The organism is Pseudomonas putida (assembly GCF_002025705.1).
Classification (GTDB): domain Bacteria; phylum Pseudomonadota; class Gammaproteobacteria; order Pseudomonadales; family Pseudomonadaceae; genus Aquipseudomonas; species Aquipseudomonas putida_J.
The window spans coordinates 5,945,836-5,961,090 of record NZ_CP018846.1 but is presented as its reverse complement, the minus strand read 5'-3'; the positions used below and the strand labels follow the sequence as shown (position 1 = coordinate 5,961,090).

General features: G+C 63.8%; 11 protein-coding genes and 1 pseudogene. 4 read left to right on the top strand and 8 right to left on the bottom strand.

The window, feature by feature from the left end:
• Positions 1-8 precede the first annotated feature (8 nt).
• Positions 9-575, bottom strand: coding sequence for an antibiotic biosynthesis monooxygenase (locus BUQ73_RS26895; protein WP_079230353.1), 567 nt, complete (start codon positions 573-575; stop codon positions 9-11).
• Positions 576-689: 114 nt separating this feature from the next.
• A complete protein-coding gene (ycaC, locus tag BUQ73_RS26890) occupies positions 690-1,319 on the bottom strand; it encodes an isochorismate family cysteine hydrolase YcaC (protein ID WP_079230352.1) in 630 nt (209 codons plus the stop codon).
• Positions 1,320-1,539: 220 nt separating this feature from the next.
• Here ycaC and BUQ73_RS26885 point away from each other — a divergent pair, with 220 nt between their 5' ends.
• The gene (locus tag BUQ73_RS26885) at positions 1,540-2,967 is read left to right on the top strand and encodes a mechanosensitive ion channel family protein (protein ID WP_079230351.1); all 1,428 of its coding nucleotides are present in this window, start codon (positions 1,540-1,542) and stop codon (positions 2,965-2,967) included.
• Positions 2,968-3,000: 33 nt separating this feature from the next.
• On the opposite strand, the gene BUQ73_RS26880 is transcribed toward BUQ73_RS26885, so the two are convergent.
• Positions 3,001-4,287 (bottom strand): NAD(P)/FAD-dependent oxidoreductase, encoded by a 1,287-nt coding sequence (locus tag BUQ73_RS26880; protein WP_079230350.1) that lies wholly within the window; start codon positions 4,285-4,287, stop codon positions 3,001-3,003.
• A 167-nt stretch (positions 4,288-4,454) separates the two neighbouring features.
• Complete coding sequence (locus BUQ73_RS26875; RefSeq protein ID WP_079230349.1) at positions 4,455-5,945, bottom strand: aldehyde dehydrogenase family protein; 1,491 nt, start codon at positions 5,943-5,945, stop codon at positions 4,455-4,457.
• A 136-nt stretch (positions 5,946-6,081) separates the two neighbouring features.
• On the opposite strand from BUQ73_RS26875, the gene BUQ73_RS26870 reads away from it, so the two are divergent.
• Positions 6,082-6,972 carry a LysR family transcriptional regulator gene (locus BUQ73_RS26870; RefSeq protein ID WP_079230348.1) on the top strand — a complete coding sequence of 297 codons (891 nt, stop codon included), beginning with the start codon at positions 6,082-6,084 and terminating at the stop codon, positions 6,970-6,972.
• Positions 6,973-7,161: 189 nt separating this feature from the next.
• Positions 7,162-8,547: a VOC family protein gene (locus BUQ73_RS26865; RefSeq protein WP_079230347.1), complete on the top strand. Its 1,386-nt coding sequence runs from the start codon at positions 7,162-7,164 to the stop codon at positions 8,545-8,547.
• Positions 8,548-8,673: 126 nt separating this feature from the next.
• On the opposite strand, the gene BUQ73_RS29110 is transcribed toward BUQ73_RS26865, so the two are convergent.
• The 3 genes and pseudogenes from BUQ73_RS29110 to BUQ73_RS26855 form a co-directional block, all read right to left on the bottom strand.
• Positions 8,674-9,360 (bottom strand): methyl-accepting chemotaxis protein, encoded by a 687-nt coding sequence (locus BUQ73_RS29110; RefSeq protein ID WP_416171841.1) that lies wholly within the window; start codon positions 9,358-9,360, stop codon positions 8,674-8,676.
• A gap of 216 nt (positions 9,361-9,576) precedes the next feature.
• Positions 9,577-10,572: pseudogene (locus BUQ73_RS29105) on the bottom strand (Cache 3/Cache 2 fusion domain-containing protein); the annotation flags it as partial.
• A gap of 279 nt (positions 10,573-10,851) precedes the next feature.
• Positions 10,852-11,778, bottom strand: a complete 927-nt coding sequence (locus BUQ73_RS26855; RefSeq protein WP_079230345.1) for a LysR substrate-binding domain-containing protein — start codon at positions 11,776-11,778, stop codon at positions 10,852-10,854.
• A gap of 156 nt (positions 11,779-11,934) precedes the next feature.
• Between BUQ73_RS26855 and BUQ73_RS26850 the strand changes: the two genes are divergently transcribed.
• Positions 11,935-13,317: a NorM family multidrug efflux MATE transporter gene (locus BUQ73_RS26850; protein WP_079230344.1), complete on the top strand. Its 1,383-nt coding sequence runs from the start codon at positions 11,935-11,937 to the stop codon at positions 13,315-13,317.
• A 42-nt stretch (positions 13,318-13,359) separates the two neighbouring features.
• On the opposite strand, the gene BUQ73_RS26845 is transcribed toward BUQ73_RS26850, so the two are convergent.
• A complete protein-coding gene (locus BUQ73_RS26845; RefSeq protein ID WP_079230343.1) occupies positions 13,360-15,027 on the bottom strand; it encodes a putative bifunctional diguanylate cyclase/phosphodiesterase in 1,668 nt (555 codons plus the stop codon).
• Positions 15,028-15,255 lie beyond the last annotated feature (228 nt).

The following is a 15,255-nucleotide window of genomic DNA, read 5'->3' as shown; positions in this document are numbered from 1 at the left end:
GGCGTGGCTCAGCCCCGCAGCCAGTTGGCGCAGCGGCGGGTTACCCAAGGCATGATGTAGAACACCACGGGCAGGATGACGAACAGGTTGACGATCAGGTTGCCGCTGATCGGGCCACCCAACTGCGGGAAGCGCGCGAACAACGGCGCCAGCAGTTGCGGGATGACCATAGTCATCGGGCAGATCACCAGGTAGGTCAGCAGCGCCTGTTTCCAGCGCGGCGGTTGCGCCGCGTTGACGCTTGGCGGGGTGAACCAGAACTCCGGGTCATCGTGCACCTGGGTGTGGTCACCGCCGTCGAGCAATGGCAGTACTTCGTTGACCAACGCCTGGCGTTCGGCCGAGTTGACCCAGGCCTGCAACAGCCCGGCGTCGGCGAAGCGCACCACGGTGGTGAAATGCAGCCCGCCTTCGTCAGGGCGGATGACGTTGACGTCCAGGTGCCCTGGCTGGCGGCGCGCGGTGCTTACCGTGCGCTTGAGCCACTCTTCGTAGGCCGCCAGCGACTCGGCGCGGGGCTTGTGCTGGATGACCAGGGTCACCACGTTGCGGTTGTCTTGGAATGCGGTGTTCATCGGCGTTCCTTGGGATGAGCTTGCCCGCATCCACTGTGCGACGGCGGACGGGCGGAGGATTGGATAGGTGTGCTGCCCTTGCCGGGCACCGACTGGCGGCGCCCGGCGCCCGGCTTACTTGTTGGCGTTGAAGGCGTTGTAGCTGGTCATCAGGTTGCGGTAGTCCGGGATGTGGTTGGAGCACAGCGCGGCCAGGCCTTCGATGTCGTTGCGCCAGTCGCGGTGCAGCTCACAGGCCACGCCGAACCAGGTCATCAGTTGCGCGCCGGCCTGGCTCATGCGGTCGTGGGCGGCGTCGCGGGTCATGGCGTTGAAGGTGCCGGAAGCATCGGTCACCACGAACACTTCGAACTCTTCTTCCAGGGCCGCCAGCGCCGGGAAAGCTACACACACCTCGGTTACCACACCGGCGATGATCAGCTGTTTCTTGCCGGTGGCCTTCACTGCCTTGACGAAGTCTTCGTTGTCCCAGGCGTTGATCTGGCCAGGGCGGGCAATGTACGGGGCGTCCGGGAACAGTTCTTTCAGCTCTGGCACCAGGGGGCCGTTGGGGCCTTGCTCGAAACTGGTGGTGAGGATGGTCGGCAGGTTGAAGAACTTGGCCAGGTCCGCTAGGGCCAGCACGTTGTTCTTGAACGCGTCCGGCTCGATGTCGCGGACCAGGGACAGCAGGCCAGCCTGGTGGTCGACCAGCAGCACGGCAGCGTCGTCTTTGTTCAGGCGGTTGTATTTGAATGGGGTCATGGTGGTAGCTCCTAAGGGTTTTGATTTTCAGTAAGTTGGGTGTTTCGCGTTGATGGGAGAAGATTAAAACCAACACCTTTGGAGCGGTAGATAGTGGTTTTTGGCTTTAGCGTTCCATTTAAAGAACGATCTGTTGGCAGTGGATTTGCTGGCCTCATTGCTTGCCCGAGCAAGCTGCTCTATTACTACGCACAGCCCTCCCCTCACTCCCGAGACTTCCATGCTGGCGTTCATCCAGTCGTCCCCGTTGTTGCTCGGTACAGCCCTGATCCTGCTCGACCTCGTGCTCTGGCAACTGATCCCGATCCAGCGCCGGGCCTGGCGTATTGGCACGCGACTGGTGATCTTCCTGCTGTTCAGCTCGGTGCTGGTGGCCGCGGGCATGAGCCCGCTACAGCCGCCGCCATGGCCCGACGATGTATCACGCAACCTGATCGCCACAGTGCTGACGATCGGCTGGTGGCTGTTCGGCGCGCGCACCGTGACCGTGGTGTTCGGCTTGCTGCTGGTGGCCCGTGGCAGCCATGGCGGGCGCTTGCTGCAGGATGTGCTGGGGGCGCTGATCTTCCTTGCGGCGGTGGTCGCCGCTGCGGGCTATGTGCTGCAACTGCCGGTCAAGGGCCTGCTGGCCACTTCCGGGGTGATGGCCATCGTCATCGGCCTGGCGCTGCAGAGCACCTTGGCCGATGTTTTCAGCGGTATCGTGCTGAACACCACGCGGCCCTATCAGATAGGTGATTCGATCTCCATCGACGGCACCGAAGGCAAGGTGCTGGATATCGACTGGCGCGCCACGCGCCTGCTCACCGGCAGTGGCAGCCTGGCGGTGATCCCCAACTCGGTAGCGGCCAAGGCGCGATTGCTCAACCACAGCCGCCCGGCCGATGTGAACGGGGTGTCGATCTGTGTGGTGGTGCCGGCCAAGGTACGCCCCAGGCGGGTTTTCGATGCCCTGGAGAAAGCCCTGCAGGGCACCAGTGCGATCCTCGCCTCACCCAAGCCCAAGGTCACGGTGAAGGCCTCGACGCTGGAATCGGTGGAATATGAAGCCAGCGGCTTCATCGCTGACATGGGCGGCAAGACCGACGCACGTAACCAGCTGTTCGACCTGGCGCACCGCCACCTGGAAGCCAGCGGAGTGATGTGGAACGTCGACCTGGCCGTGCCGCCACGCAGTCGCCAGCGCGAAGTGCTGGACGAAGTGCGGGTGTTCCGCTCACTCAGCGCTGAGGAACGGGACGCGTTGAGCCAACGCATGACCGCAGTGGAGTACCTGGCCGACCAGGTGATCCTGGAGGTGGGCGAGCAGTCCGATCATTTGCTGGTGATTGGCAGTGGCGTGGTGTCGGCGTCGGTGCGTGATGGTGACAAGCTGCTGGAAGCCGGGCGCATGGGGCCGGGTGAGGTGCTGGGGATCGAGGGGATCATTGATGAAGATGACTCGCTTGCTGAGTTCCGTACCTTGACCAGCTGCGTGCTGTATCGGATCGACAAGGCACAGGTGAAGAGCTGCCTGGAGCAACGGGGCGAGGTGCAGACAGCATTGAGCAAGTTGCAACGGTTCCGGCGCCAGAACCGGGAGTCGCTGTTGCTGCAGAAGCCGGTTTCGATCAAGAAAGGCGGCTTCCTCAGCTGGTTGCACAAATGACCTGCCGCCCGCGCCCTGTAGGAGCGCAGCGTCTTACAGCACAACTCTCAAGCATTGCCCGGCGTGATACAGCGAGAAGCCGGACTCATAGAACGCGGTGCGCAAAGAAGGCGCGCTCACGCCCTTCATCGGCGAGAACGGAATCGGCAGGCTGTCCGCCTCCCCCTTCAGCAGAAACTCGGCAAACGCCCGGCCAATCACGGTCCCGGTGGTGTTGCCACGACCGTTATAGCCGGTCACCGCCACCAGCCCCGGCGCTGGCTCGAACAGCCGCATCAGGTGGTCCGGGGTGAAGTCGATGCAGCCAGTCCAGTGCATTTCCCACTCGACCTTGCCCAACTCCGGGTAGTAATGGCTCTGGATCCGGTCGGCCCAGCTGCGCACGAACCAGGCCGGCTTGTTGTCGACCCGGCCGAGGCTGCCCAGCAGCAAGCGGCCCTGATCGTCGCGGCGGATGCTGCTGAGCACGGTACGGGTGTCCCACGAGCCCTGGCCGTGCGGCAGCACCTTGTCGGCTGCCGCGCCGTGCAGCGGCTTGGACGCCACCTGGTAGTAGTAGCCGCGGAAGAACTGCTTCTGCAGGTTGCTCCAGTCGCCTTCGGTGTAGGCGCCAGTGGAAATTACCACCTTGTCGGCGCGTACCGAACCACGGGCGGTCTTCACCCGCCAGGCATCGCCGTCACGCTCAAGGCCCTCGACCGAGGATTGCTGGAACAGCTTGCCACCCAGGCGCACCACGGCGGCGGCCAGGCCCTGGGTGTAACCCATGGGGTTGATGGTGCCGGCGCGGCGGTCGAGCAGCGCGGCGGAAATCTTGTCGGTACCGCAGTACTCCTGGCACTGGCTGCCGGTCAGCAACTCGACGTCGGCCCCGCGGCGGCGCCATTGCTCGTGGCGGGCTTCAAGGTCGGCGATACCGGTGGCGTTGTGCGCCATGTGCAGCGTGCCTTTGTGCTGAGCCTGGCAGTCGATGCCGAGGCGTTCGATCATGGCGAACACTTCTGCCGGGGCCTCGCCGAGCACCTTGTTCAGGCGGCTGCCCTGCTTCTGGCCAAGGGTCGCCTCGACATCATCGGGGCGGATCCAGGTGCCAGCGTTGACCAGCCCGACGTTGCGCCCGGAGCCGCCGTGGCCGATCTTCCAGGCCTCCAGCAGGATCACCGACTTGCCCTGCTCGAGCAGGTGGATGGCCGCCGACAGGCCGGTGATGCCGCCGCCGATCACGCAGACATCGGCCTTGTGTTCACCGGCCAGGGCCTGGCTGGCGACAGTCGGTTGGCTGACGTGTTCCCACAAGCATTGTTGACGCAGTTCGGACATGGCCCGGCTCCAGCTATTTGTTCTTGTTTGGGACTGCTTTGCAGCCCATTCGCGGGCAAACCCGCTCCCACAGGTACATCACAGGTTTCGAAGGCTGTGTTGTACCTGTGGGAGCGGGTTTACCCGCGAACCGGGGGCAAGGCCCCCGGCCATGCAGCATCAACCCATCAGTCGAACACGATACCCTGCGCCAGCGGCAGCTCGCGCGAGTAGTTCACAGTGTTGGTCTGGCGACGCATGTAGCCTTTCCAGGCATCGGAACCAGACTCACGACCACCGCCAGTCTCCTTCTCGCCACCGAACGCCCCGCCGATCTCGGCGCCGCTGGTGCCGATGTTGACGTTGGCGATACCGCAGTCGCTGCCCGAAGCACTCTGGAAGCGCTCGGCTTCACGAATGTCAGTGGTGAAGATGCACGACGACAAGCCTTGTGGCACTTCGTTGTTCAGGCGCAGGGCCTCTTCGAAGTCGTCGTAGGCCAGCACGTAGAGGATTGGCGCGAAGGTTTCATGGCGCACCACGTCGCTCTGGGCCGGCATTTCAGCAATGGCAGGCGACACGTAGTAGGCGTTCGGATACTGCTCGGCCAGCTGGCGCTCACCACCAAACACTTGGCCACCTTCATCACGGGCCTTGGCCAGTGCACCCTGCATGGCATCGAACGACTGCTTGTCGATCAGCGGGCCGACCAGGTTGTCCTTGCGTGGGTCACCGATGCGCACTTTGCCGTAGGCGGCTTTGACGCGGGCAACCACTTCGTCCTTGATCGAGCGGTGCACGATCAGGCGACGCAGGGTGGTGCAGCGCTGGCCAGCGGTGCCGACAGCAGAGAACAGAATGCCGCGCACGGCCAGGTCGAGGTCGGCGCTTGGGGCCAGGATCATGGCGTTGTTGCCACCCAGCTCGAGGATGCTGCGACCGAAACGGGCCGCAACGCGCGGGCCGACTTCGCGGCCCATGCGGGTACTGCCGGTGGCGCTGACCAGCGGTACGCGTGGGTCGTCGACCATGGCTTCGCCGGCTTCGCGGCCGCCGATCACCAGTTGCGCCAGGCCAGCCGGGGCTTCACCGAAGGCCTTCAGGGCCTTGTCGAACAGCGCCTGGCAAGCCAGGGCGGTCAGCGGGGTCTTCTCGGACGGTTTCCACACCACCGAGTTGCCGGCTACCAGCGCCAGCGCGGTGTTCCAGGCCCATACGGCAACCGGGAAGTTGAAGGCGCTGATCACGCCGACCACGCCCAGCGGGTGCCAGGTTTCACGCATGTGGTGGCCCGGGCGCTCGGAAGCGATGGTCAGGCCGTAAAGCTGACGCGACAGGCCAACGGCAAAGTCGCAGATGTCGATCATTTCCTGCACTTCGCCCAGGCCTTCCTGGGTGATCTTGCCGGCTTCGATCGAAACCAGCTCGCCGAGGTCGGCCTTGTGCTCACGCAGCACTTCACCGAACAGGCGCACCAGCTCGCCACGGCGCGGGGCCGGCACGCTGCGCCAGGCTTCGAAGGCGCTCTGGGCCTGATCGATGCGGGCAATGGTCTCGGCCTTGCCGAGCAATTTCACCGAGGCGATCTGGCTGCCGTCGATCGGCGTGTGAACAGGGTAGTCGCCCTGGGTGTAAACCTCGGCGGCAACGCCAAGGCGCTCGAGCAATCCAGCAACCATTTGTGCTTCTCCTACATCGGGTGATGGGGTGGAAAAATGATGTGGATCAGTATTAATCCGATCACACCAGTGCAACAAACGACCTTTATTCCGCATATCATTCCGTCAGGTAATGATTTGAGCCGCAGAGACCACTATGTCCAAACGCCTGGTGCCCTCCATGACCGCCCTGCAGTGCTTCGAAGCTGCAGCCCGTCACCTGAGCTTTACCCGTGCCGCCGAAGAGTTGCACCTGACCCAGAGTGCCGTCAGCAAGCAGGTGGCGCAGCTTGAAGAGATGCTGCGCCACCACCTGTTCCTGCGTATCCGCAGGCGCCTGCAACTTACGCCCGCTGGCAGCCTGTACCTGGCAGAGGTCAACAAGATCCTCACCCAGGTCGACATGTCCAGCCGCTACGTGCTCACCTATGGCGAGCAGACCGAGATATTGAAAGTAGCCACTCAACCGAGTTTTGGCGTGCGCTGGCTGATCCCTCACCTCAAGGGTTTTGGCAAACGCCACGGGAACATCCACCTCGACATCCGCAACGAAATGGAGCCATTCGCCCTGCTGCAAGGCTCGGCGGATGTGGTGTTCTTCTATGGCCAGGGCACCTGGCCGGGGGCCACCTGTATCGAGCTGTTCGGCGAAGAGGTGGTGCCGGTGTGTGCGCCGGAGCTGCTGGCCGGGCGCGCGCTGGGGGATGCGGGTGAGTTGGCGGCCATGGTGCTGCTGCAGAGCACTTCGCGGCCGGAGGCCTGGCACGAGTGGTTCCTGGAGCTGGGATTGCACAGCGTCAGCGCTTACCACGGGCCGCGCTTCGATACGTTCTATATGGCGTTGAGCGCGGCGCAGGCCGGGTGTGGGGTGGCGTTGGTGCCGCGGTACCTGGTGGCGAAGGAGTTGGCTGAGGGCAGTTTGGTCATTGCGTGGAACCATGCGATGCCTAGTGCTGGGAAGCATTATCTGGCGTATGCCGAGCATGCCGCAGAAGTACCTAAAGTCAGGGCATTGGTGGAATGGATTCGCGAGCAGCTTTTGGTTTGATGGCCTCTTCGCGGCTAAAGCCGCTCCTACAGGTTCAAACCTTGCGCGGCCCTGTAGGAGCGGCTTTAGCCGCGAAAGGGCCCTTGAGGTCGATCAGAAATGGAATGACTGACTCACTTTTTTTCGCTTGTGAGCCAAGTGCATTCCCAGCTTTCATGTAAGCGTCCGAACCTACCCAGGAAGCTAGCGATGCCCGCCCACGATTTCGTCAGCCCAGACAGCATCCGCGCGCAGTTCTCTGCCGCCATGTCGCTCATGTACAAACAGGAAGTGCCGCTGTACGGCACGCTGCTTGAGCTGGTGAGCGAAATCAACCAGCAAGTCATGGCAGAGCAGCCCAAAGTGGCCGAGGCCCTGCGCTGGACCGGCGAAATCGAGCGCCTGGACCAGGAGCGCCACGGTGCCATCCGCGTCGGCACTGCCGAAGAGCTGGCAACCATCGCCCGCCTGTTCGCGGTGATGGGCATGGCGCCGGTCGGCTATTACGACCTAAGCTCTGCCGGCGTGCCGGTGCACTCCACCGCGTTCCGCGCCGTGCACGAGCAGTCGCTGCATGTCAGCCCGTTCCGCGTGTTCACCTCGTTGCTGCGCCTGGAGCTGATCGACAACCTGCCGCTGCGTGAGCTGGCCCAAGGCATTCTGGCCAAGCGCAAGATCTTCACCCCGCGCGCGCTGGAGCTGATCACCCAATCCGAGCGTGATGGCGGCCTGAACGCAGCCGATGCCGACGAATTCGTCCGCGAGGCCCTGCACACCTTCCGCTGGCACCAGGACGCCACGGTCACTGCCGAGCAGTATCAGCAGCTGCACGACCAGCACCGCCTGATTGCCGACGTGGTGGCTTTCAAAGGCCCGCACATCAATCACCTGACCCCACGCACCCTGGACATTGACGCGATCCAGGTGGGCATGCCGGCCAAGGGCATCCCGCCCAAAGCCGTGGTCGAAGGCCCGCCTACCCGTCGCCACCCGATCCTGCTGCGCCAGACCAGCTTCAAGGCACTGCAGGAGAAGGTTGCGTTCAGCGATCACCAGGGTAGCCACACTGCACGTTTCGGCGAGATCGAACAGCGCGGCGCGGCGCTAACGCCCAAGGGGCGCCAGCTGTACGACAAGCTGCTGGACGCCACCCGAGCCGCCCTGGGTGGCGCGCCGGCCGAGGCCAATGCCGAGCGCTACATGGCACTGCTGCAGGCAAGCTTCGCCGAATTCCCGGATGACCTCGCACAGATGCGTGAGCAAGGGTTGGCGTACTTCCGTTACTTCGCCACCGAGAAAGGCCTGGCGGCACGTGAGCAAGCGGATCGCCCAACAACGCTGGAAGGCCTGATCGCGGCAGGCCATGTGCACTTCGAGGCGCTGGTGTACGAGGATTTCCTGCCGGTGAGTGCGGCGGGGATCTTCCAGTCGAATCTGGGCGATGAAGGCCAGGCGGAGTATGGCAGCAACGCCAACCGTGGGGCTTTCGAAGCAGCGCTGGGGTTGCAGGTGCAGGATGAGCTGGCGCTGTATGCGCAGAGCGAGCGGCGTTCGTTGCAGGCCTGTGCCCAGGCGTTGAACCTCGGCTCGATGTAAGGCTTTAGATTGCCGGGGGCGCTCTGCGCCCCAACTCCCACAGGATCACCACAGGCCAAGGCTTGCGCTGTACTTGTAGGAGCGGCCTTGTGTCGCGAAAGGGCCGCGAGGCGGCCCCCTGCGGTCTCAGCGGAAGCGGTCCACTTCCTGACGCAACTGCGCCGCCAAGCCTTCCAGCTCCCGCGCGGTAAATGCCAGCTCATTGGCCACATCACGCTGCTCGCTGTTGGCCTGGGCAATGCTCTGCAGGTTGCGACTGAGCACGGTGGCCGTGCTGCTCTGCTCCTGGGTCGCCGTGCTGATCACGGCAAACTGCTCACCCGCCGTACGGCTCTGCTCATCGATCCGCGCCAATGCTTCGGCAACCTTGTCGTTGCGCGCCAGCCCTTCCTGCATCAGCTGGTTGCCCTGCTCCAGCGTATTGATGGCGTGCCCGGTTTGCTGCTGGATGCTGGTGATCATCCCGGAAATCTCATCGGTAGCCTGGCGCGTGCGCGCGGCCAGCCCGCGCACCTCATCGGCAACTACGGCAAAGCCACGGCCCTGCTCACCGGCACGGGCAGCCTCGATGGCAGCATTGAGCGCCAGCAAGTTGGTTTGCTCGGCAATCGCGGTGATCACGCTGATGATGCCGCCGATCTCCTGCGAGCGTGCGCCAAGGCTGTCCATCACTGTGGCGGTGCCACCCAGCGCTTCGGCAATCTGCCGCAGCGAGCTCGACGCTTCATCCATGGCACTGCGGCCAATGCGGGTCTGCTGAGCGTTGTCGCGGGCCATGCGCTCGGTACCGGCCATGTTGTCGGCGATGTTCATCGAGGTCGCACTGAACTCCTCCACCGCACCGGCCATGCTGGTGATCTCGCCGGACTGCTGATCCATGCCTTCACAGGCACCAGTAGACAACCCGGACAGCGAACGTGCACGGCTGCTGACCTGTTCGGAAGCACTGCGGATGTGCTCGACCATGGTCGACAGCGCCTCGCCCATCTGGTTGAAGCTACGTGCCAGCTGGCCGATCTCGTCATGGCTGGTCACGCTCAGGCGCGCATTCAGGTCGCCAGCACCCAGTGCCTCGGCTTGCCGTACCAGGTCATCCAGCGGGCGCAGCTTGCGGCGCAGCAGCCACAGGGTGGCAGCCACCGCCAGCAGCATCGCCAGCAGGCTGCCGATGGCCAGGCGCAGGCCGACACTCCAGGTCACCTCGCGGATTTCAGCCTTGGGCATGCTGGCAACCACGGTCCAGGGGCCCTCGGCAAACGGTGCACTGGCGCTGAACAGGTCCTGGTCGGCATTGGCAGGGGGTACCAGCCATTGGCCCTGCTCATCGCGAATAGCCAGGGAGCCGGTGGCGCCGATGCGGAAGCGCTGGAGGTTGGCGAACTGGGCGTTTTGCGCGTCGGTGTAGTCGAAGCCGACGAACAACACCGCGATGACCCGGCCGTTGCCGTCGCTGACCGGCACGTAGCGGGTCATGTAGTTGCGCTCGAACAGCACGGCGCGGCCGACGTACATCTGCCCGGCCAGCAGCTTGGTGTAGGCCGGATGCTGGCGATCGAGCTGGGTGCCGATGGCGCGCGCACCGTCCTGCTTCTTCAGGTTGGTGCTGATGCGCACGAAGTCATCGCCGCTGCGCACGAACAGGGTCGCGATGCCGGCGGTCATCTGCTGGAACTCGTCGACCACCTGGAAATCGTTGTTCAGCAGCCGATCGCCCAGATACAGGGCTGGCGTGGCAAGGCCGGCGACTTGCACGGTCTCACCAGGGTGCAGCGACAGCCCCGAGGCGAAGCGGCGCTCGAACAGGCCACTCAGGCGCTGGGTGTTGTCCTTGAGCGAACCGTGGAAGGTATCGAGCTGATCGGCCAGCAGCCGCGCTTCGCTGGCCAGGTGGGCCTGACGGGTGGCGAGGTTGGCGTCGTCCAGCGCACGCAGGGCGAACAAGGTACTGCCGGAAATCACCAGCGCCAACACGATGGCGAGGGCGACACCGAGTTGCGAGGCAATCCGGGCACGCGGTTGAGACATGAAGAAGCTCCTGGCAAGAGGCCGGGATCATCCTGATCACGCTGACCACCCGCTTGAAATCGACGGGAGAGCGCGTCCTCTTCCGGGACGCTGGTGCCAGTTGATCGGCGTCGCTTTCGAATACTTGAGTGTCGGACCGGGGTATTCGCAAACGTTTTCTTTTTACCTGTACTGACCTCTTCGCGGGCAAGCCCGCTCCCACAGGGTCATGTACAGGTTTCAGACGTTGCGCGGTACTTGTGGGAGCGGGCTTGCCCGCGAAGAGGCCAGTACAGGCAGTCAAAGGGCCGGCAGGATTTGCACCACAGGCAGGTCTACCGCCGCCGCTTCCTCTTGCAAAAACACACTCAGGCGCCGCAACCGCTCCCCACCCGGCCGGGTCCGTGGCCACACCAGGTAATAATCCATGCCACTGGGCACCGCCGTCGGCCAAGGCAGGCTCAAGCGCCCCTGAGCCACATCCTCGGCGACCATCAACAAGTCGCCCATCGAGATGCCGTAACCCCGCGCCGCCGCGATCATGCCCAGCTCCAGGGTATCGAACACCTGCCCACCCTTGAGCGACACCTTGTCGCTGAGCCCCATGCGCTCCAGCCATTCGCGCCAGTCTCGCTTGTCGGGGGTCGGGTGCAACAGCTCGATACCGGCCAGCCGCCGCTCGTCCCATGGCCCTTCCTTCAGCAGATCCGGCGCCCCCACCGGGATCAACAATTCGGAAAACAACCGGCGCACTTCCCACTCCGCCGGGAACACCCCATCACTGAGCAGCACCGCACAATCGAACGGCTCCTGGTTGAAGTCCACATGGTCGACGTCCATCCAGGCACTGGTCAGTTGCACCTCATTGCCCGGCTGCATATGTCGGAAGTGGCTCAGCCGCGCCAGCAGCCAACGCATGGTCAGGGTCGACGGCGCCTTCATGCGCAGGATGTCATCCTCCCCGCGCAAGGTATCGCAGGCCCGCTCCAGCGCGGCGAAGCCTTCGCGCACGCCGGGCAACAGCACCCGCGCCGCCTCGGTCAGCTGCAGGCTGCGGCCACTGCGCACGAACAGCTTGCAGGCAAAATGCTCTTCGAGGGTACGGATATGCCGGCTGACTGCGCTCTGGGTGATCGACAGTTCTTCACCGGCGCGGGTGAACGAACTCAGCCGCGCAGCCGCTTCGAATGCGCGCAATGCATACAGAGGAGGCAGCTGGCGGGACATGGGGCACCTGTCATACGGGGGTGAGAATGGAATGCACAGAGTCATATATACATGAGTTCAACTCATGCCAATCATCGCTTTTATCCTTTTGTGCAAAGTTGACCGAAGCCTCAGAATCGTCCATCGCTCACAGGATCAGGCACAAGGACCATACTCATGCATGTCGCGCCCACCACAGAACTCAAGGCTTTGCTGCGCCTGGCCGGGCCGCTGATCGCCTCGCAGTTGGCGCACATGCTGATGGTGCTCACCGACACCCTGATGATGGCCCGCATCAGCCCGCAGGCCCTGGCCGGTGGTGGCCTGGGTGCGGCGAGCTATTCGTTCGTGTCGATCTTCTGCCTGGGTGTGATCGCCGCAGTCGGCACCCTGGTGGCGATCCGCAAGGGCGCCAACGACATCGAGGGCGCCACCCGCCTGGCGCAGAACGGCCTGTGGTTGGCCTGGGGCCTGGCGCTGCTGGCGGCACTGGTGCTGTGGAACCTGAAACCGGTGCTGTTATTGTTTGGCCAGCAGCCGGAGAACGTCGACTCGGCAGCCGAGTTCCTCACCCTGCTGCCACTGGCCCTGCCCGGCTACCTGACCTTCATGGCCCTGCGCGGCTTCACCAGTGCATTAGGGCGCTCGACGCCGGTGATGGTCATCAGCCTGGTCGGCACGGTACTCAACTACCTGTTCAACGTCGCCCTGATCGAAGGCATGTTCGGCCTGCCAAAGCTGGGCCTGATGGGTATCGGCCTGGTCACCGCAGTGGTGTCGATGGGCATGGCCATTGCCTTGGCGTTGTACATCCGCTGGCACTCGGCCTATGCCGACTACCCGCTGCGCAAAGGGCTGTCGCGCCCTTCGCTGCCAGCCCTGCGCGAACTGTGGCGGTTGGGCCTGCCGATTGGCGGTACTTACATGGTGGAAGTCGGGCTGTTCGCCTTCGCCGCACTGTGCATGGGCGTGCTGGGCAGCACGCAACTGGCGGCGCACCAGATCGCCCTGCAGATCGTTTCCACCGCGTTCATGGTGCCGACAGGGCTGTCGTATGCGGTGACCATGCGCGTGGGCCTGTACTACGGCGCCGGCAACCTGCTGGCTGCGCGCAGTGCCGGCCGGGTGGGGATCAGCTTCGGGGCGATGATCATGTTTGCCTTTGCGGCGTTGTTCCTGCTGCTGCCGGATGCGCTGGTGGGGCTGTTCATCGACCGTGACGACCCCGGCTTTGCCGCGATCTATCAACTGGCCGTGCAACTGCTGATGGTGGCGGCATGGTTCGAGCTGTTCGATGGCATGCAGACCATCGCCATGGGCTCGATCCGTGGCCTGAAAGACGCCAAGACCACCTTCCTGATCGGGCTGTGCTGCTACTGGCTGGTGGGGGCTCCGAGTGCCTGGCTGTTTACCTTTACCCTGGGTGGCGGGGCGGTGGGGGTGTGGTGGGGGCTGGCCCTGGGGCTGGCCTGTGCGGCGGTGGCGCTGACCATCGGCTTCGAATGGCGGATGAAGCGGTTGCTGGGCAAGGCCGGGGTTGGGGCCGCGGTATCGGCCTGACTGAAGGGCCCTTTCGAGGCGTCGAACCGCCGCGAAGAGGCCCTAGAGGGCAGCTACGAGCGGACGGTCAGACGCCTGCAGCAGGTAGTCCATCAACTCCCCGACCGGCAGCGGCTTGCTGACCAGGAACCCTTGTACCTGGTCACAGCCAAACCCGCGCAGCAGGGCCATCTGTTCCGGGCTCTCGACGCCCTCGGCCACCACTTCCAGGTTGAGGTTGTGCGCCAGGTTGATCATGGCATGCACCAGCTTGCGGTTTTCTTCGCGCATCTCCATCTCGGCAACGAAGCTGCGGTCGACCTTGAGCAAGGTGATCGGCAAGCTGTTCAAGTGCACAAAAGATGAGAAGCCGGTACCAAAGTCATCCAGCGAGAAGCGCACACCCAGGCGGCCCAAGGCATCCATGGTCTGGCGCACCAGCTCATTGCGGCGCATCACCGCCGTTTCGGTCAGTTCGAATTCCAGCCAGCGTGCATCCACACCATGCTCGATGATCAGCCGGCTCAGGGTGGCCAGTAACTGGCTGTCCTGGAACTGGCGGAAGCTCAGGTTCACCGCCATGTGCAGCGGCGCAAGCCCCTGCTCGCGCAACGCCTGCATGTCGCGCAGGGCACGGGAAATCACCCAGTAACCCAGCGGCACGATCAAACCGCTCTGTTCGGCCAGCGGCACGAACTCGCTGGGCGGCAGCAGGCCGCGCTCGGCATGGCGCCAGCGCACCAGGGCCTCGAGGCCGACGATGCGCCCATCGGCAAGATTCAGCCGCGGCTGGTAGTGCAGCTCCAGTTCATCGCGGCGCAGTGCCCGGCGCAACTCGCTTTCCAGGTCGGCCAGGCTGCGCGCATTGCGGTTGATGCGTTCGTTGAATACATGGAAGGTGCAGCCCTGGCTACCCTTGGCCTGGCGCATGGCAATGTGCGCATGCCACATCAGCGGATCGGCCCCGCCCTGGGCGCGGGCATGGGCCAGGCCCAGGCTGCAGCCGAGCAACAGGCTTTCGCCGTCGATCCAGTAGGGTTCGGCCAACGCCTCGACGATACGCTCGGCGATCCATTCGGCCCGGTTGGCGTCGCGACGCGTGTCGATCAGCAGGGCGAACTCGTCGCTGCCCAGGCGCGCCAGCTGGTCACCGGCCTCCAGCTGCTGCTTTAGGCGCGACACCACCTGCAGGATCAGGCGGTCGCCGCACTGATGACCAAGCGCATCGTTGACATGGCGGAAGTTGTCCAGGTCCAGGTGGCCGAGGGCCACGCCGCGGCCTTCGTTTTCGGCCAGGCGCGTGGTCAACAGGGCCTGGAAGCCCTGGCGGTTGGCGATGCCGGTCAGTGGGTCCTGCTCGGCCAGGCGCTGCAAGGTAGCCACCAGTACACCGCGCTCGCGCACATGGCGCAACGAGCGGCGCAGGGCATCGACATTGAGCTGGTCACGTACCAGCCAGTCACTGACGCCCGTTGGCGAAGTGACTGGCTCATGGTCGAGCAACAGGATGGTCGGCAGTTCGCAGCGCCCTGGCGCGGGCTGCAAGTCAGGCGTGGCAAGCACCACAGCCTGGCGGTCATGGCTGAACAGGGTATCGACCGCCGCCCAGTTCGGTGCAGTCAGCAATACCGCGGTACCGTCCAGTGGTAGCAGACATTCGCGTAATAAGGCGGCCCATTCCGGCTCATCAGCCAACAGCAGCAAACGCAAAGGTTCGACAGGCGTGGACAAGCGGGCTCCTTAAAACTCGAAAGGTATAGCGTTGGATGTCGGGCATGCTACTGCATAAATGAAAATCATTTTCACTTTTAGACATGTCCTTTGCCTGCAGTGCCTCCCGTCGCATTTTGACGTGCATCCTGCGGGAAAGTCGTCAAACCGGCAATTACGATTTTTCCGGTGAATAGCATTAGTTTCACTAATGATTATCCCCTGACAAAAGTCTGACTCAAACGTCAG